Source organism: Peribacillus sp. TH16, assembly GCF_016651095.1.
Classification (GTDB): Bacteria; Bacillota; Bacilli; order Bacillales; family DSM-1321; genus Peribacillus; species Peribacillus butanolivorans.
The window spans coordinates 1,679,876-1,697,653 of the sequence record NZ_JAEKEM010000002.1 but is presented as its reverse complement, the minus strand read 5'-3'; the positions used below and the strand labels follow the sequence as shown (position 1 = coordinate 1,697,653).

The following is a 17,778-nucleotide window of genomic DNA, read 5'->3' as shown; positions in this document are numbered from 1 at the left end:
TGGCATACTCCAATATGTATGGAATCAATGGAGGTGTTTTTTTATATTTTATAAAAAAAAAAGATAAAAACGGCTTGCGAGGTGATCCATCTTATTATTTGGAAAAAGGCTTAAAGAAGCGGTGGATGGGTGGATTATTTGCGGTCTCGTGTTTAACGCTGTACAGTAAATACAATTATTCTTGCCAGAGCCAATTCGTTAATGATACCAAATGTATAAAAATGGCTAATTGAAATTAACGAAGCAAGCTAAAAAATTAAATCGCTTTTTCAATTTTGTTTTTTTGGCCAAATAGTATGTGTAGTCACTGCCATTCTCATATATATAGTAGAACTTCGAAAGTACTTTTATTTGCTTATATTGATGAGGGGGCGCAAAAAAGGGGACGGCAAATTTAATTTGCTGTCCCCTTTTTTGGGAATTATAAGAAAGGATTTATTATTCCTTTTATTTCACACCTGGTTTATCGTCATACCCAGCAGTGAAGATAGCGGCTAAAAATGCAATAGCAACTGCAATGATAATAACTGTGCCCATGTTGTGACCTCCCTTTACCCATATTGTCCCACTTAAGTATAGGCTTAGTATACCCTAATTTTTAGCAGGAGTGCACGCAATTTTTCTTGTCGGGTGATTTGTCATTAATTGTTCAAGTTTAAAGCCTTTCTTAAACAGAGAAAGTCTAGAGGTATCCAAGACAATTGCACAACCTCTTTTTAAAGTCTGACATGTTTGTCAGACTTGGCGCATAGATTTAAGTATTCTCTGAAAGTGACAGGGGGAGGTTCCTGAAATGGATATTTTAAAGAAAATCGAAAAATTTAGAGAAGATGAACAGAAGCTGAAGTGGGAAGGTACCTTCGCAGAGTACTTAGACATCTTGAAAGAAACACCATTGGTTGCACAATCTGCTCATTCACGTGTATACAACATGATTAAAGATGCAGGGATAGAGGAAGTAAATGGATCAAAGAAATACAATTTTTTCAGCGGCCAGCTGTTTGGTCTAGAGGATTCACTGGAAAGACTTATCGAGGAATATTTTCATCCGGCGGCTAAGCGACTTGATGTACGTAAACGGATCTTGCTCTTGATGGGTCCAGTCTCAGGTGGTAAGTCTACGCTAGTTTCTTTACTGAAGCGGGGACTTGAAAATTATTCGTTAAAAGATACTGGAGCAATTTATGCAATAAAGGGATGCCCGATGCATGAAGATCCACTGCATCTCATCCCGCAGTACTTACGGCAAGATTTTTATGAGGAATATGGCATTCGAATTGAAGGTAACCTATCGCCGCTGAATGTTATGAGGTTAGAACAGGAGTACGGAAGCAGAATTGAAGATGTGATGGTCGAGCGTATTTTCCTTTCAGAGGATAAGCGTGTTGGTATTGGAACATTCAGTCCATCTGATCCTAAGTCACAGGATATTGCTGATTTGACAGGCAGTATCGATTTTTCAACAATTGCCGAATATGGGTCCGAATCGGATCCTCGTGCCTACCGTTTTGATGGTGAGCTGAACAAAGCCAACCGTGGGATGATGGAGTTCCAGGAGATGCTGAAATGTGATGAGAAGTTTTTATGGCATTTGCTTTCATTGACTCAGGAAGGGAATTTTAAAGCAGGACGGTTTGCATTGATCAGTGCCGATGAACTTATCGTGGCTCATACGAATGAAACGGAGTATAAAGCTTTTATTTCCAACAAGAAAAATGAAGCACTACATTCCCGAATCATTGTCATGCCGATTCCATATAATCTGAAGGTGACCGAGGAAGAAAAGATTTATGAAAAAATGATTCATGAAAGTGATGTTTCTGATGTTCATATTGCACCGCATACATTAAGGGTTGCGGCAATTTTCAGTATCATGACGCGTCTAAAGGACCCGAAAAAAGGTGATATCGATTTAGTGAAAAAGATGAGGTTATATGATGGAGAAAATGTGGAAGGCTTTAATTCTGCAGACATCAATGAATTGAAAAAAGAATATCAGGATGAAGGCATGAGTGGAATTGATCCGCGTTATGTGATTAACCGAATTTCGTCAACGATTATTAGAAAGGAAAATCCATCGATTAACGCACTGGATGTACTGATGTCGTTAAAAGCCGGTCTTGACCAGCATCCGTCGATTACGAATGAACTTCGAGAGCGGTATTTAAATTTCATTTCACTGGCACGTAAAGAATACGACTCCATTGCCAAAAATGAAGTGCAAAAGGCATTTGTGTATTCATATGAAGAGTCGGCGAAAATCCTGATGGATAATTACCTGGATAATGTCGAAGCATACTGCAATAAATCAAGGCTGCGTGATCCATTGACGGGGGAAGAAATTAACCCGGATGAAAAATTGATGCGGTCGATTGAAGAGCAAATCGGAATTTCTGAAAATGCAAAGAAAGCATTCCGCGAAGAAATTCTAATCCGTATTTCTGCCTATGCACGTAAAGGGAAGCGATTCGATTACAATTCACACGACCGTTTACGTGAAGCCATCCAGAAGAAGCTGTTTGCCGACCTGAAGGATGTTGTCAAAATCACTACTTCAACTAAGACACCAGACGAAAGACAGCTGAAGAAAGTGAACGAAGTCATCACGAGACTTGTTGATGAGCATGGTTATAATACCACTTCTGCCAATGATTTGCTGCGCTATGTGGGAAGCTTGTTAAATCGGTAAATCATAAATTTTGCCCCTACCTCTAAAAGGGTGGGGGTTTTAATTATAAAAAATGAAAATTTATGTCATTCATACTAGCTAATGTTATCTTTTAGCTGAAGTGGAATGAGACAACTTCATGAAGGAAAACCACGTCTTATAACAGTGATTTAGGAGTTTTTTTTGTAAATGCAATCATCTGAAACAGATTGATGGAGGGATTACATATAGGTGTAATCACTGAGTTGAATAAATTAGCTGAGAAAATCAAAGATAACCCAGAGCATATTCAAAACGAAAAAAATCGTGTGTATCAATTCAATATTGATGAAATTGGTCCCGTTCAACTGTTGATCAAAGATGGACAAGTTGAAGTGGTCAAAGGTACATCACATGATCCAGAAGTGACATTGAAATTATCAGAGGGAAATTTATCAAAGTTATTAAAGGATGAATTAAATACTGCTATTGCCTTCATGACAGGTGGCTTAAAGGTAGATGGAAACATCAGCCTTGCTCTGAAACTGCAGGAATTTGTAAAATGTTATAATTAAAAAATACCGAACTCTTCCAGCAGTAGAAGAGTTCGGTATTTTTATGATCAGAATTTATTTCTTACGGTAGCTAGGAAGTAACGACTGCAAAGTAAGAAGCCAGTATAAGTTGTATAAGTGTAGCAACGCCTTAGTCATCGCCCTTACAGGATCGCCAATCAATTAGTTTTCTTTATTTGGTGACATTCAACCCATACTGTTCAATAAGTGTCACAAGTTGTCCGGGTGAAAGTTTGTCTTCACTATAATCAATTTTGATTTCCCCGTCATCAACATCGATGATCGCACGCTCTACCCCGTCTGTAGACAATAGAATGGACTCTAGATTTATTATTGGTCCTTCAGATGTTGCTTCCTTTACATAGAGTGTGGTTGTTTGCATACTCCTTTCACCTCCAAGAGATTTGTTCATATGTCTTATCTATACCCTATCTTTCCGATACCTATGTAACGTTTTGGATTTGGAAATATTGGGTATCAATAAGTAGAGGTGATGGAAAATGAGTAAAGAAGAATTGAAACGAGATCATGTTCCTGAAAATAGCTCTATGGCTAAGGATTATGAGGAGATGAAAGAACTTGGCAAACAGATGGAAAATCAAAGGACGAATGAAGAATTGAAAGAGTGGGATAAACGCCCAGGTACAGTCCAACATGAAATAGAGGAAGAAAAAGATTGAAAAAGTCCTCAACTAGAATAAATCTATCTGTGTAAAAAGGGTGTCCAGAAAGTTACTGGGGCACCCTTTTGTTGTTTAGTGAAAAACAGAAATTTTTAAGTTTGACCCTTGAAAAAACCGTACAAGATCTCCTATATTATGCAATGCTTGTCTAATTTTATAGGCAATCGTCCATTATCGAATTTTTTTGTAAATTATCCTTTATCGCTGCATAAGATAGAGTAATACTTTTCTTTTAGTCCGTTGTTTCCGGACTGTATTTTATTTATGTGAAAAACCGGAATGATGTGGGCTTTCTCACACTAACTTATTATATGAAGGAATGATGAAAAGCGTGCAAACATTTATAAGGGGGGAAGAGAATGTCGGAAGAGAATAATCAACAATATGTGATTTCACAGGAAAATTGGTCCCTCCATCGAAAAGGCTATGATGATCAACAACGCCATCAGGAAAAGGTGCAGGAAGCAATTAAGAATAATCTACCTGATTTAATTTCAGAAGAAAGCATTGTAATGTCTAATGGACGGGATGTTATTAAGATCCCTATTCGCTCCTTGGATGAATATAAAATTCGTTATAACTATGATAAAAACAAACATGTAGGTCAAGGCGATGGCGATAGTAAAGTAGGGGATGTGGTCGCAAGAGATGGCTCACCATCCGATGCCGGAGGAGGCAAAGGGCAGGGTGCAGGTGACAAGGCAGGCGAGGATTATTATGAAGCCGAAGTGTCAATGATGGAACTAGAAGAAGCACTGTTCAGCCAGTTAGAACTGCCTAATCTTCAGAAAAAAGAACAAGCGGAGCATACGCTTGAGCATATTGAATTCAACGATATTCGCAAGACAGGCTTAATGGGGAATATTGATAAAAAGAAAACCATGATATCCGCTTTCAAACGAAATGCCTTAAGCGGCGACCCAGGTTTTCATCCAATTTATAAGGAAGATTTTAAATTCAAAACGTGGAATGAAATACAAAAACCGGACTCCAAAGCAGTCGTATTGGCAATGATGGATACTTCCGGAAGTATGGGTCTATGGGAAAAGTACATGGCCCGAAGCTTCTTCTTTTGGATGAACCGATTCTTGCGGACAAAATATGAAACAGTTGAAATCGAGTTTATTGCCCACCATACAGAAGCGAAAGTGGTACCGGAAGAAGATTTCTTTTCGAAAGGGGAAAGCGGCGGTACAATTTGTTCTTCCGTATATCGAAAAGCATTAGAACTTATTGATCATAAATATGACCCTGTGAAGTTTAACATTTATCCATTTCATTTTTCCGATGGTGACAATCTCACGTCTGATAACGTTCGATGCGTAAAGCTTGTGGAAGAACTCATGAAGGTTTCCAATATGTTTGGCTATGGGGAAGTCAATCAATACAATCGCCATTCGACATTGATGACAGCTTATAAGAATATCGACAATGAAAAATTCCGGTATTATATTCTTAAGCAAAAAGCTGACGTTTTCCACGCGATGAAGAGCTTTTTTAAAGACGAAGAAAGTAAGAAGTATGCATAAAAAAGGAAACCTGTTGATCTAAATAGTTTAATTCAATTATATATAGCGATATTTAAATCAATATAATAGTAGGTAAAAGACGTGCGGTTCACATAGTACGTCTTTTTTTAAATTTTTGTTTTTTATACAGGTGAGGGAGATAAGATACAGCTAATCTAAAGAGGGAGAGTTTGCATAAACTAAGAGGAAATAGAAAGGGATAGGGGAGAATATCCTCGATTTCATGTATGGTTTTTAATAGTATGGAAGTCAAATTCAAATGAGCTGACCTACTAATTTGAAAAAGTAAGAAGTTTGGCTGGTCATTGCAACATCACAGCGATATGAAATTACTTACGATTCATAAAGTGGAATTGCATATAAAAGTAGCCGTTGCTCAACAGGAGCAACGGCTACTTTTACATCTACTATACTTATATCATTCGTTTCGTTACTTCAACGACACGTTGTCCTAACGCTTTCCCAAGTTCTTTATCATGATCAGTTATAAGCACATCACTTTCAACTGGACATGAAATCCCTACACCATAATACGATCCACCATAAAGCGTATTTTCAGGAATATTCCTCGGTAAACCAACAAAAATCATCCCTTGGTGAAGCATAGGTGTAATAAGTTTTAATAAGGTTTCCTCTAGACGCTTAAAAAAGCACGATATTTGTGCACATATCAGAAAAACTATTTATTAAAGCGATTAATGAGTTGTTACATATTCGTTTTTTCCTGCACGCATTCCAACAATGAAAATTAGAGCTGATACTACGATTAACATTAATAAGGGAATCGTCCAACTGTGTGTAATGTCATGTAGCCCTCCCAATAATACTGGTCCAACAGCAGCTAAAAGATAACCAAATGATTGAGCCATTCCGGATAGTTCCGTCGCCTCATGGGTACTTTGTGTACGAAGACTAAAGAACATCATGGATAAACTAAATATAGTTCCGACTCCAACCCCAATCAAAATCATGCATACTGGGATAAGCAGCGTGCTTCCGTACAAAATACCGAATATCCCTACAATAAGAAAAATAACAGGAGGGACTACTAACAAACGCTGACTTTGTATGCGTCCAGCTAAAATTGGCACAATGAATGTTATAGGAATGACGGCAAGCTGCATGATGGATAGCATCCAGCCAGCTTCATCAGCATTTAGTCCTTTTTGCTCCAGAATTTCTGGCATCCAGGTAATTACTGTATAAAAGATAAACGATTGCAGTCCCATGAATAAAGTGATCTGCCATGCTAAACCCGAACGCCATAAGTTAATGTTTTTTACCTTTTGAGCCGTTTGTTCATCCTTATCGGACTTGAATGGCTTTTTTAATTGTGGCATCCAAAAGAAAACGGTAATAAGAGATAAGATTCCCCAACATCCAAGTGCACCAGCCCATCCTAACCCTGATAAAGAGGAAATGGGAATACTGATACCGGATCCTATTGCACCACATAAATTCATGGAAACTGCATAAACCCCTGTCATCAAACCGATATTCCGTGCAAAGTTATGTTTAATAAGACTGGGTAACAATACATTGCCAATAGCGATGGCTAACCCAATTAAAATGGTTCCTAAAAACAATGTCGTCACTCCGCCAATAGATCGTATCCCAATCCCAATCGTTAATAAGATTAAGGAAATGAATAGGGTAAGCTCCATTCCAAAACGTCGAGCTAACTTAGGTGCAAATGGAGATAAGAGTGCAAAAGCAAGTAAAGGCAATGTTGTTAATGAACCTGATAGTGTATTGGATATTCCCAAATTATCCCGAATCGAAGTTACCAGAGGTCCTACAGAAGTTAAAGGAGCTCTTAGGTTGGCCCCAATCAGAATGATCCCGATAATAAGTAGTCCAATTCTAGGTTTAAGATCTATTTTTGTTTGTTCTAGTTGATTTGCCGCTTGATGAATACCCATAATTTGTCCTCCGTACTTAGACTAAAGATTTTTTGAATTGTGTAATGTATTCATTCACTGTTTCAATTGCCCGATTTACATCTTGTTCGATGATGGCATCTACAAGGTTACAATGAATGTTCAAATGAAAGTTCGCACCTGAACTCATCTCAGCTATCTGATGGATGGAAGCATGCAAAGAATCTTCCATATGTTCGTACAAATCAATCAATAAATCATTATGTGATGAACCCATAATTGATTTATGTAACTGAATATCAGCTTCTTCGTAAGCCTTACTATCCTTTGCTTCAGCAGCCTTACGACATGCTTCTATATGAATTCTCATCTGTTCTATATCTTCTTGGTCACGTCTTAGTGCAGCTAATTGTGCTCCTTCTCTTTCAAGTGCATGACGAACCTCTAACGTCTCTAATAAACTTGACTGCTGGATCCTTCTTTGAAATGCAACTCCCAGGGCACTTGATGACTTGACGAACGTTCCCTTTCCTTGTTTTGTTACTAAAAGACCTGCATAAACAAGTGATCGTACAGCTTCTCTTAATGTATTTCTACTCACATCGAACTGTTTTATCAAATCCATTTCAGGAGGAATCTGATTTCCAATCTTCCATTCGCCAGATTCGATTAACGATTCAATTTGGGAAACAACTTGTTCTACAAGTGATAAACGATTTGTTTTAGATATGGTCAATATATACACCTCAAATTTGTAGGATGATTGGTTCATTGGTTATTTTAACATATGTATGTTGAAATATAAACAAGAATAATGTTAAAGTACGGGTATTCAAAACTTCCTTCCCCATCCAATTTTCCACCTTGGCTGTATAATGGACACAATTTCCTATAAGAAAAAACATTTCCTATTTAATGTTCATAACTTATACGAGACATGGGGTGTTTTTTCTCTTGTCCCCCATTACTGGGCTAAATTTCGTATGCCGGTAAATGAAAAGGCTCGAATAATACAGTCTGGATTATTGCAAAAGAACTTTCTCAATTGTACAGAAAGTCTTTAATATTGGAGAAAAAAGCCCTGAAATCAAAAATTTCAGGGCTTCATTTCTTATAAGGTACTTTATGTTAAAACAAATAAGGAATTATAAAAAAGTCTGGGAATTAAATTCCCAGACTTAATTGTAATTCAAAAGAAGTATGTCTATTTCTTAGCTGATTTTTTTTGTTTGACTAAAAAAGAGAGCAGGATAAATACTGCTACAGTTACAAGACATACAGTGGTACCAATTATATTTTGTTTATTAAAGATAAAAGCAATAAAAATAAAGCTTAAAGCTATGATCGCAAATATAGTTGTATATGGGTACCATTTTACTCGGAAACCTGGTTCGTCAGTGTATTGTTTACGGAGCTTCAATTGCGCAGAACATATACTGATCCATAATAATAAAACTGTAAAGCCAGGGATAGCCATTAGATAGCTTAATATCAGATCGGGAGTCAAATAGGATAAAAACACACCAACCAATATACATAATGTAGTTAAAAATATTCCATTAAGTGGGATACCCTTTTTGGTTGTTTTTATAAATACCTTAGGGGCTTCTCCGTTCTGAGAAAGAGTAAACAATGTTCTTGATGTAGCGTATATACCTGAATTTGCAGCTGATAAGACAGCAGTTAAAAGAACGAAATTCATAATATCAGCGGCTCCTGGAAGTCCTGTTAAGCTGAAAACCTGAACGAAAGGACTCTCTTCAGTACTTACTTGGTTCCAAGGTATTACTCCGCAAATAATAAGAATTGGCAAGACGTAAAAAAGGATTACCCGCCATACTGTTCCTTTAATGATTTTTGGTATAACTCGCTGACTATCTTTTGTTTCTGTGACAGCCACACCAATTAATTCAGCACCCCCATATGAAAACATTACAACTAAAAGTGCACTTAACATGCCTCCAATTCCTTGGGGGAAAAAGCCACCATGTTCCGTATAATTAGAAAATGAAGCGGAACTAGGGAAAATTCCTAGCAGGATCAAAGCTCCTAAAATAATAAAAGCAATTAAAGTTATTATTTTAATACCTGCAAACCAAAACTCGAGTTCTCCATAGTATTTTACTTGAAACAAATTTATTCCTATTACGACTGACGCACATAGTATACTTAGTAGCCATAATGGTACAGAAGGAAACCAGTATTGTAAAAAGCTTCCGGCTGCTACTATTTCTACAATGATCACGATAATCCAGTTAAACCAATAGAGCCATCCCACAATAAAGGATAATTGAAACCCAAAAGCTTTATTTATAAGATGTTGTACGTTCAAATTGGGAAAAACGGTTGCCATTTCTCCTAAAGCTGCCATTACAATAAATAACAATAGGCCCCCTATTAAATAGGCTATCACAACACTTGGACCAGCCATATTTAATGTATCTGAGCTCCCCTTAAAGATCCCTGTTCCTATCATTCCTGCTAACGCAATAAACTGGACATGTCTTGGCAATAAGCCCCTTTGTAAATCATGATGAGTCTTTTCCATGTTATTCATGCCTTTCTTCCGTTATTTTAATAAAATATTATTTTAATAAAAATCAAAGGACTCTTCTGTGATTAAACGCTTTTGTGTACTAAAGTAACTATATTAATATATCATAATTCAGAATAATGTCAATTTATGTAGGGGAACAGAAAAATTATATCTTTAACACGAGAGAATGAATTGTGGATATTATTTAAACATATTTTGATACTTATTCTTATAAAATGTCATTTGTTAAAGTTAATTTATTTTTTTATTAGAATCCTCACTTTTGAAGAGCCTATTTTTCAGGAAATAAATGTTGTGAGGAACTACTGAAAATACTTATATCTAGATTCCCGTTCATATAAGTACATCTTTGTAAACAAAGAACACAAATCCAATATGAGGAATTCGGGTTCATTGCTCTTTATAATTTCGATAATGGAATTCTTCTTATCTCCTGATAACTGGTTTCTTTTCTTTGTTTTAAAATCACAATTTTAGATTACTTGTATCATAACCACACCTATACATTTCTTAATCGGTTCTAAGCTCTAAAAATAAAGATAGTAATTTTCAATATTTTTCTCATTAACCTCTTTATACATATTTCTAAATTAGATACAAACAATAAAATCAATCATTGCTGATCGAACATATTCATCTAAATGGGGGGAGGGGGAAATGCGAAACAGGCGTTCTCTAATAAAGTCTAAAGAAAAACATTCAACAAATCGTATAACAGTAAGCACCTTATACGACGATGTGAATGAAAATGTAGAGAGATTAATGAAAGAACTTGGGCACAGTTCAGATTTGGCTGTTCGAGTCATTGAGTCTCCACATCAAAAAACGTTACGAGCAGCTGTTATTCATCTTGATGGGTTAGCTGATGATAGCATCATAAATGAAAACATAGTGGACCCTTTAATTCAGTGGTTGAAAGAAAATGATCAAGTGTTGAAGTCCACAGAGATAGAAGAACAAATAAGCCATATTTTCACTGTATCTCAATTAACAGTAATAGAAAATTGGGAGGAATTCGTGTCAGCGGTTTTGACAGGGGATACGGCAGTATTGCTGAATGGAAGTCCCAAAGCATTCATTGCCAGTACGAAAAAAATGCAGTCCCGCGCGATAACAGAACCGTCAAGTCAAACGGTCATTAGAGGACCAAAAGATAGTTTTACGGAGAATTTAAGAACCAATACGTCTTTAATACGGGCAAGAATTCAGAATCCTAATGTACGCTTAGAAAGCATGAAAGTCGGAAAAGTCACTCAAACTGATGTAGGGATAATGTACCTTCGGGGAATTGCAGATGAAAGCATTTTGCAGGAAGTTAAAGAACGATTAAAGGGTATCGATATAGATGGCGTTCTTGAATCAAATTACATTGAGGAATTTATTCAAGATGATGGAATGACTATTTTTCCGCTTCTTTTAAATACGGAACGACCTGATGCTGTAGTAGGGAATTTATTGGAAGGGCGAATTGCCATCATTATTCAAGGAACACCTTTTGTTTTAATCGCCCCTGTAATATTTTCACAATTTTTCCAATCTCCTGAGGACTACTATCAAAATCATTATACTAGTTCCTTTTTAAGGTTGTTAAGATTTGGAGCCTTTATTCTTTCGATATATGCTTCTGCTATGTATTTAGCACTGATTACCCATCACCAGGGGCTTATTCCAACCACATTAATAGTTAGCTTAATGGCACAAAGAGAAATTGTTCCTTTTCCGGCGATTGTCGAAATGTTAGTGATGGAACTGGCGTTTGAGATGTTGCGTGAGGCAGGAATTCGAATGCCAAGAGCGATCGGACCAGCTGTATCAATTGTAGGGGCACTTATTTTAGGGCAGGCAGCTGTTGAAGCGGGATTTGTGTCAGCAGCAGTGGTCATCATTGTCGCCGTTTCCGCTATCAGCAGTTTTACATTGCCCAATACTAGTATTGTTAATGTGACTCGCGGATTTCGCTTTATCTTTATTATGATTTCAGCATTTATTGGCTTGTATGGAATTTTGCTTACCACCTTATGTATCTGGCTTCATATGAGCAGTCTGAGGTCTTTTGGTGTACCGTATTTTGCTCCTTTTGCTCCTTTTCGTTTAAAGGAGCAAAAAGATGGTTTTTTTCGTTTCCCTTTACCATCACTTTTGAAAAAATCGTCAAACAAATAAAACTCGGCTAAAGACGAATGAGGACAAAAAAATGAAAATTAATAGTTCACTTTTATGGATCGCAGCCATTTGTTTATTGATTTCAGGATGTTCGAATTATCGAGAATTAAACCAGCTAGGGGTCATTACAGGGATGGGAATTGATCAAAACGACGATCCAGAACAACCGTACAGAGTAACGTATCAAGTCATTAATCCGAGCGGGGTATCTCAAACTAGTTCTTCAGGAGGTCAGGGGCTAGCTATTATCAACTATACGATAACGGCAAAAACGCTACTTGAGGCATTTGGAAAGGAATCCGTCATTATAGAGAAAACATGATTTCACATCTTTCGCTCATTGTTATAGACGAAGAGTTAGCACGAAATGGTATTGATTTATTATTTGATGCTTTTGATAGAGGCAAAAGTGCAAGGACAAGTATCCCCATTTTTATTGCGCGCGGGAAGACTGCTGAGGATGTGCTTAGTGTAATTGAACCACTTGAGATTACTCCGGGTAAAAATATCGTAAGTACAACTAAAAATAATCAACAAATGTATGGATCATCTAGTGAAGTGTTAGTATATGAAGCCATTTCAGCGCTTTTGAGTGAAGGTAAGGACGTATTACTTCCCGGAATTAGTATAAGGAATGATTCAAAGAAGGCGAAGCAAACAAGCAATTTTGAGACGACAACCCCAGCTATTTTAGAGTCAAAAGGATTAGCTATATTTAGAAAAGGAAAATTGGTGAGATGGTTAGATGGGGAAACCGCCCGGGCTGCTAATTTCGTTACATCGGAAATAAATAGGACCCCAGTTGTGTTACCTTGCGGTGATAAGGGGAATGTAACGATTAACACTATCGGAGTAAAAAGCAAAATAAAAACCGAAATCCATCATGAACAACCTGTCATTCACACAAGCATGAACGTGATGGCTGAAACGGTAAATACATCATGTGAACTGGATTTAAGCAATCCTAAATTGTTAAAAGAGTTCGAAAAAAAAATGGGAAATAAACTAAAAAAGCAAATAAAAAAGACCATTAGCATCGCTCAAAAAGAAAAGGCAGACATTTTCGGTTTTGGTGATGCACTGTCTCGCACAAACCCGAATTATTGGCGTCAGCATAAAAAAAATTGGGATAACCTATTTTCAGAAGCGCAGATATCGATGAAGGTCAACGTCAATGTTATAAATTCCGGAATGCGAATGGAACCTTATGAGCCGAAATAAATGGAATGAGGAGATGAGCAGTCATTGGCCAAAATAAAAATTGATGGATTTCAGTTATTTTGTATGATGGTTATTTTTATGTTTGGAAGTAATATACTGCTGGATATAGGAAAGGGTGCCAAGCAAGATGTCTGGATTGTGACTCTTTTATCAACCCTTATCGGATGTGTACTGTATTTAGTGTATATTTCTTTATATAAGAAATATCCTGACATACCAATGACCGGCTATGTCCGTAAAATCTGGGGTAAATATGTAGGTGGTGTCATCAGTTTTTGCTATATTTATCTATTTTGTTTATCTTGCTTCAAGAGTATTACGGGATTTTGAAGAATTATTAATTAGCTCAACTTATAATCGTACATCCATAATAACGTTAGGGATATGTATGACACTTGTTTTAATTTATGGAGTTCACCTAGGACTGGAAGCCTTCGCACGAGTTGCATGCATATGTTTTGGCATTATTATTTTGACCCTTTTGATTCTGAATGTTGTGTTTGTATTAGGCGGATATATAAAGTTGGAAAACCTACAGCCTGTATTAGGCAACGGATGGAGAAAGGTATGGAAAGAGTTGTTTCCTACTGGTATCACCGTACCTTATGGAGAATTGATTACGTTTACGATGATTCTTCCGTATTTGAATAAAAAGAGTCAGGCTGTAAAAGTTGGCCTATCAGCTATTATAATAGGTGGAGTTTCCTTAACCATTAATTCGATTATTCTTTTGTGTGTACTAGGTCCAGATGCCGTATTCCGATCTACTTTCCCTGCTCTTTCAGCTGTCAGTTATATTAATATCGTTGATTTTATCGAAAGATTGGATCCGTTCATCCTTATTCTACTAATCATTTTAGGTTTCATTAAAATATCCATCTTTTTCTTTTGTGCCGTGATTGGGGCAACCGATTTATTTCAAATGAAACCTTTTTCTATATCCATTTATGTGATTGGCGGTGTTATTTTCTTCTCTTCGCTTATGATTGCCCCTAGCTATCAGGCTCATATAGATGAAGGACTCAAAATTGTCCCTTACTTGCTGCATCTACCTTTGTTTATAGGAGTCCCCATTCTATTATTGATTACAGCATATATAAAGCAAAAAATAAAACCAACAGTTTCATGAAGAGGGAGGCTGTTGGTTTTTTATGGCGGTGAAGATACTCAAAAATAGAAAGAAAAAAATGAATGAAAAGAGGAGAAAGTAATCTTCTCCACGAGCGACTGTAAAATATTGTTTAATGTTATAGAGAGACTGGAACATATTCAAACCCTGTAAGTTGTCAATGACCATAATAAGTAAATACGTACCTAAAAAAATTAATAAAACTGGAAGCATTTTGGCCATCCTATCACCTTCAATCTTTACTTAAAGTGCGGTTAATCATCTGAAAATATACACTATATAAGTGAGACTTTAAAATAAATATAAAGCTGATACAAAATAATTTTCATCCTATTCAATATTCAGTGAAGATCATGAAATAACCAATTATAAGACCAAAAAAAGTTAAATTGTATTATTGCTGTCATTTTCCTGACTAGTGCATAAGATGAACTAACCCATTTAAGTTCTTCTATAAAAACAAATAAGGAGATGTTTCTATATGTCAGGTTGTGAGTCAAGTTGTGACGGCGGATTTGGATTTGGTGGAGGTTTCGCCTTTATAGTTGTTTTGTTTATATTGTTAATAATTGTTGGAGCTAGCTTTTGTGGTGGTGGATACGGTGGTGGATACGACGGTGGATATGCCCCGGTTCAAGGATATGGCGGCTACTGCTAAAAAAATAAAAAAAGCCGACCTTAATAGGGTCGGTTTCTTCTATAATTATTAAAAAGAACTGTGAGGCTATTCTATTCACTCTCACATAACGTGGAGAAAGAAAGTGGATGTAGGTAATCGGTGTCCTGCACCTGTTCACTATCCTGTAGAAATTCTAAATAACCGGCAAATACCTGTGAAGCCATCCCTAGATAGTGCATTTCAGTGTGGATGGTACCCATCTTGTGTGAATGAAGCATATACATTTTCATCCCTCCTTTTGTAATTCAGATGTCCACCAAAATAGGTCCGGCTCTTAAAAACGAAAGTTTTGTTCATGTAATCCATTTTATATTCATTTAAATTTCAGAAGCTCCAGGGTGGAACCCTTCTTCATTTCTTTCTTCTACTATCATGCGCAATCCACGCTTTGGTCTGAGTGTAAGTGTTGTAATTGGTTTTACTTCATGATGGTCCGGTGCTAGCGTAATTCTATATCGTTGAGCAATACACGCTAGGACAAGCACAGCTTCCATCAATGAAAAATAATTACCAATACAAACTCTTGGTCCCCCGCTAAACGGAAAGTAAGCGTACGTAGGTAAAGTTTTCAAATAGTTGTTTTCAAATCTCTCAGGAATAAAAGAATCTGGATTATCAAAATACTCCGGCTTGTGCTGCACCACATATGGACTTAGCAAAAACATATCGCCTTTTTTAAAATGATACCCCCCTATTTTCACATCCTCCTCCGCTTCCCGTGAAATGATATAGACTGGCGGGTATATGCGAAGTGATTCCCTGATAATATTTTGTGTGTATGTTAATTTCATGAAATCGTCAGGCGTAGGAGTCCGGTTGCCTATTACTCTATCTATTTCATTGAAAAGTTTAGTTTCCACTTCTGGATTCTGTGAAAGAAAGTATATGGCCCAGGAAAGCGCATTTGCCGTCGTTTCGTGACCGGCAATGAAGATGGTCATTAGTTCATCGCGTACTTGCTGGTTTGACATACCTAAGCCGTCCTCATCATCTCGAGCCTCCATTAAAATTCCAAGCATATCTTCATGTCTTTCTGCATCTTCCCTACGTTTTTCGATAATGCTATAAATCACTTTATCAAGTCTTTGTATCGCATTTTTATATTCACGGTTGCTTTTAGTTGGAACCCATAAGGGTAATTGAAGAAGTGTTCTCATCCTTTTGACGGAAATTCTCAAGGCTGCTTCCATCGGTTCTCCGACCACATCATACCCATCTTTGAAATCCATGCTGAACATGGTCTTGCTTATTATCCCAAGGGCGATATTCATCATATCTTTCGTAATAATCCGTTCTTTCTCATTTTCCCAAGTTGAAATAAAGTCCATTGTTATATCTATCATATCCTGGGCATAATTGCTAATATGGGACTTTTTGAAAGAGGGTTGAATAAGCCTTCTCTGGCGCATGTGAACGTTTTTTTCGCTAGTAAGAAGTCCATCACCAACGAGTGGTTTTATAGCATTGCTGTCCTTTGATTTGACGAAGGATTTTTGTTTCGTTACAAGTATCTGCTTTATTAAATCCGGATTTGAAATGAGGTAAACATTTTGGAAAGGTCCAAAACGAAATTTTGCAACGTCTCCATATTCTTTTGATAAACGGGTAAGAAAGCCAAGTACATCTTTTTGAAACTCCTTTGTATGGCCAGAAATTAGTTTTCCATTTGGGACCATTGGAGTATCATATAAAACTTCATCATTTTCACTCAATGTTGTTTCTCTCCTTTCGGTAATAATAATTTCTTGTAATCATTCTATGAGAATAAGCTATATTGGTTTGGACAAGTTGTTAAAAGAAAGAGCACATAATTTTTAATTAGTTAATCATAATGAATGAATATACGAGTCCTAAAGGGTGAGGGGAGATTACTAGATTTCCATTCGTACTCAACTAAAAATAAAGTTTTCTCTATAAGTTGAGTATAGAAAAATTACAAATCGTGAGAGCGTATTTTGAGCTGATAAGAAACCACAAAGAGGAGAGAAGTACAAATGGCAGTTCCTAATTTACTGGTAATAAACAGGTGAGGAATTAAAGGTGTCTAGTGTAAAAAAACTCTGGGTGAGAGGAATCCAGAGTTTTTTTGGGGGGATAATCAGAAAGGAATTTCCTTTTGTTAATAAATAAGAGATGTATTCAGCTTCGTTCTTCCCTATCTCTATTTTGGTGCTGATCATTTTTTTCCATTGTAGGACCACCATATTGTTCGTTAATTTCTTTAACCACTTGATCTAAAAATTCATCAGATATTATTGGGTTATCATTTTTTTTTGGCATGTAATTCTCTTCTATCCTTTCTTGGTACCATGCGTCTTAATCACTAATGAAGTATTCGTTAACAACATAACCTCTCTAAGAAAAAATTATTCTTTTTGTTTGCAAATTTTTCATTTACTTTTCCGAATCACGGGAGTATGATATCAACAGTTTCATATTTCTAAATCGCTGAAACCTTATGGTACGGGGGAACCGTTATTAGGATTGTTTTACAATCCAAGGGGTGAATCCTTTCTAGGTAGGGCTACTCAAAGGTCCGAATCCGACAGCTAACCTCGTAAGCGTTATATGAGAAGGAAGGTGGAGCTTGTGAGACAAAAAAATGATGTCTGCAGGTCTATTTAACTATGACTTGTGGGCATTTTTCTATTTTATTCTTGTTTTTTTCGTAAAGTTTTTTTCATATAACTGGGCAAAATAAACTTAATTTGAAAA

At 36.6% G+C, this 17,778-nt stretch carries 16 protein-coding genes, 3 pseudogenes and 1 riboswitch; of the genes and pseudogenes, 11 read left to right on the top strand and 8 right to left on the bottom strand.

All coding sequences use genetic code 11. The features are described from left to right. Positions 1 to 53: 53 nt before the first annotated feature. The 3 genes and pseudogenes from JFV29_RS31620 to JFV29_RS08190 form a co-directional block, all read left to right on the top strand. Positions 54 to 150: pseudogene (locus tag JFV29_RS31620) on the top strand (alanine:cation symporter family protein); the annotation flags it as partial. Between the two features lie 643 nt (positions 151 to 793). Then, entirely contained in the window at positions 794 to 2,689 is a 1,896-nt protein-coding gene (locus JFV29_RS08195; protein ID WP_201182355.1) for a PrkA family serine protein kinase, read from the top strand. A gap of 191 nt (positions 2,690 to 2,880) precedes the next feature. Further along, positions 2,881 to 3,222 (top strand): SCP2 sterol-binding domain-containing protein, encoded by a 342-nt coding sequence (locus tag JFV29_RS08190; protein WP_207205094.1) that lies wholly within the window; start codon positions 2,881 to 2,883, stop codon positions 3,220 to 3,222. A gap of 172 nt (positions 3,223 to 3,394) precedes the next feature. Here JFV29_RS08190 and JFV29_RS08185 read toward each other — a convergent pair whose 3' ends face one another. Next, positions 3,395 to 3,604 carry a heavy-metal-associated domain-containing protein gene (locus tag JFV29_RS08185; RefSeq protein WP_053344681.1) on the bottom strand — a complete coding sequence of 70 codons (210 nt, stop codon included), beginning with the start codon at positions 3,602 to 3,604 and terminating at the stop codon, positions 3,395 to 3,397. Positions 3,605 to 3,722: 118 nt separating this feature from the next. On the opposite strand from JFV29_RS08185, the gene JFV29_RS08180 reads away from it, so the two are divergent. Both JFV29_RS08180 and yhbH read left to right on the top strand, forming a co-directional pair. After that, entirely contained in the window at positions 3,723 to 3,902 is a 180-nt protein-coding gene (locus JFV29_RS08180; protein WP_056530917.1) for a hypothetical protein, read from the top strand. A gap of 362 nt (positions 3,903 to 4,264) precedes the next feature. Then, positions 4,265 to 5,434: a sporulation protein YhbH gene (gene yhbH, locus JFV29_RS08175; RefSeq protein ID WP_201182353.1), complete on the top strand. Its 1,170-nt coding sequence runs from the start codon at positions 4,265 to 4,267 to the stop codon at positions 5,432 to 5,434. 413 nt (positions 5,435 to 5,847) lie between these two features. On the opposite strand, the pseudogene JFV29_RS08170 reads toward yhbH, so the two are convergent. The 4 genes and pseudogenes from JFV29_RS08170 to JFV29_RS08155 form a co-directional block, all read right to left on the bottom strand. After that, positions 5,848 to 6,072: pseudogene (locus tag JFV29_RS08170) on the bottom strand (NAD(P)H-dependent oxidoreductase); the annotation flags it as partial. A 57-nt stretch (positions 6,073 to 6,129) separates the two neighbouring features. Next, a complete protein-coding gene (locus JFV29_RS08165) occupies positions 6,130 to 7,356 on the bottom strand; it encodes a CynX/NimT family MFS transporter (protein WP_201182351.1) in 1,227 nt (408 codons plus the stop codon). 16 nt (positions 7,357 to 7,372) lie between these two features. Continuing rightward, positions 7,373 to 8,050 (bottom strand): FadR/GntR family transcriptional regulator, encoded by a 678-nt coding sequence (locus tag JFV29_RS08160; protein ID WP_201182349.1) that lies wholly within the window; start codon positions 8,048 to 8,050, stop codon positions 7,373 to 7,375. Positions 8,051 to 8,518: 468 nt separating this feature from the next. Then, complete coding sequence (locus JFV29_RS08155) at positions 8,519 to 9,862, bottom strand: amino acid permease (RefSeq protein WP_201183454.1); 1,344 nt, start codon at positions 9,860 to 9,862, stop codon at positions 8,519 to 8,521. Between the two features lie 666 nt (positions 9,863 to 10,528). Between JFV29_RS08155 and JFV29_RS08150 the strand changes: the two genes are divergently transcribed. The 6 genes and pseudogenes from JFV29_RS08150 to JFV29_RS31615 all read left to right on the top strand — a co-directional run. Then, positions 10,529 to 12,034 (top strand): spore germination protein, encoded by a 1,506-nt coding sequence (locus JFV29_RS08150; protein ID WP_201182347.1) that lies wholly within the window; start codon positions 10,529 to 10,531, stop codon positions 12,032 to 12,034. 31 nt (positions 12,035 to 12,065) lie between these two features. Then, positions 12,066 to 12,356 carry a Ger(x)C family spore germination protein gene (locus JFV29_RS30270; protein WP_242486800.1) on the top strand — a complete coding sequence of 97 codons (291 nt, stop codon included), beginning with the start codon at positions 12,066 to 12,068 and terminating at the stop codon, positions 12,354 to 12,356. Then, positions 12,353 to 13,255, top strand: a complete 903-nt coding sequence (locus tag JFV29_RS08145) for a Ger(x)C family spore germination protein (RefSeq protein ID WP_242486799.1) — start codon at positions 12,353 to 12,355, stop codon at positions 13,253 to 13,255. The genes JFV29_RS30270 and JFV29_RS08145 overlap by 4 nt, the downstream gene beginning before the upstream one ends. A 24-nt stretch (positions 13,256 to 13,279) precedes the next feature. Beyond that, complete coding sequence (locus JFV29_RS30265) at positions 13,280 to 13,585, top strand: GerAB/ArcD/ProY family transporter (RefSeq protein WP_242486798.1); 306 nt, start codon at positions 13,280 to 13,282, stop codon at positions 13,583 to 13,585. Further along, on the top strand, positions 13,515 to 14,384 hold the full coding sequence (locus JFV29_RS08140; protein ID WP_342366516.1) for a GerAB/ArcD/ProY family transporter: 870 nt from the start codon (positions 13,515 to 13,517) through the stop codon (positions 14,382 to 14,384). Before JFV29_RS30265 ends, JFV29_RS08140 begins: the two co-directional genes overlap by 71 nt. A 481-nt stretch (positions 14,385 to 14,865) precedes the next feature. Next, a pseudogene (locus tag JFV29_RS31615) lies at positions 14,866 to 14,979 on the top strand (YjcZ family sporulation protein); the annotation flags it as partial. A 134-nt stretch (positions 14,980 to 15,113) separates the two neighbouring features. Here JFV29_RS31615 and JFV29_RS08130 read toward each other — a convergent pair. The 3 genes from JFV29_RS08130 to JFV29_RS08120 form a co-directional block, all read right to left on the bottom strand. Further along, positions 15,114 to 15,287 carry a hypothetical protein gene (locus JFV29_RS08130; RefSeq protein ID WP_157444081.1) on the bottom strand — a complete coding sequence of 58 codons (174 nt, stop codon included), beginning with the start codon at positions 15,285 to 15,287 and terminating at the stop codon, positions 15,114 to 15,116. A 93-nt stretch (positions 15,288 to 15,380) separates the two neighbouring features. Beyond that, positions 15,381 to 16,775, bottom strand: coding sequence for a cytochrome P450 (locus tag JFV29_RS08125; RefSeq protein WP_242486797.1), 1,395 nt, complete (start codon positions 16,773 to 16,775; stop codon positions 15,381 to 15,383). Between the two features lie 427 nt (positions 16,776 to 17,202). Beyond that, entirely contained in the window at positions 17,203 to 17,343 is a 141-nt protein-coding gene (locus JFV29_RS08120) for a hypothetical protein (protein ID WP_201182345.1), read from the bottom strand. 156 nt (positions 17,344 to 17,499) lie between these two features. Beyond that, a riboswitch (cyclic di-AMP (ydaO/yuaA leader) is annotated at positions 17,500 to 17,643 on the top strand. The last annotated feature ends 135 nt before the right edge of the window (positions 17,644 to 17,778 follow it).

Bases quoted from the DNA above. Each gene is read 5' to 3' on its own strand.
- JFV29_RS08195 (WP_201182355.1), top strand. From the start codon at position 794: ATGGATATTTTAAAGAAAATCGAAAAATTTAGAGAAGATGAACAGAAG.
- JFV29_RS08190 (WP_207205094.1), top strand. From the start codon at position 2,881: ATGGAGGGATTACATATAGGTGTAATCACTGAGTTGAATAAATTAGCT.
- JFV29_RS08185 (WP_053344681.1), bottom strand. From the start codon at position 3,604: ATGCAAACAACCACACTCTATGTAAAGGAAGCAACATCTGAAGGACCA.
- JFV29_RS08180 (WP_056530917.1), top strand. From the start codon at position 3,723: ATGAGTAAAGAAGAATTGAAACGAGATCATGTTCCTGAAAATAGCTCT.
- yhbH (WP_201182353.1), top strand. From the start codon at position 4,265: ATGTCGGAAGAGAATAATCAACAATATGTGATTTCACAGGAAAATTGG.
- JFV29_RS08165 (WP_201182351.1), bottom strand. From the start codon at position 7,356: ATGGGTATTCATCAAGCGGCAAATCAACTAGAACAAACAAAAATAGAT.
- JFV29_RS08155 (WP_201183454.1), bottom strand. From the start codon at position 9,862: ATGGAAAAGACTCATCATGATTTACAAAGGGGCTTATTGCCAAGACAT.
- JFV29_RS08150 (WP_201182347.1), top strand. From the start codon at position 10,529: ATGCGAAACAGGCGTTCTCTAATAAAGTCTAAAGAAAAACATTCAACA.
- JFV29_RS30270 (WP_242486800.1), top strand. From the start codon at position 12,066: ATGAAAATTAATAGTTCACTTTTATGGATCGCAGCCATTTGTTTATTG.
- JFV29_RS08145 (WP_242486799.1), top strand. From the start codon at position 12,353: ATGATTTCACATCTTTCGCTCATTGTTATAGACGAAGAGTTAGCACGA.
- JFV29_RS08130 (WP_157444081.1), bottom strand. From the start codon at position 15,287: ATGTATATGCTTCATTCACACAAGATGGGTACCATCCACACTGAAATG.
- JFV29_RS08120 (WP_201182345.1), bottom strand. From the start codon at position 17,343: ATGCCAAAAAAAAATGATAACCCAATAATATCTGATGAATTTTTAGAT.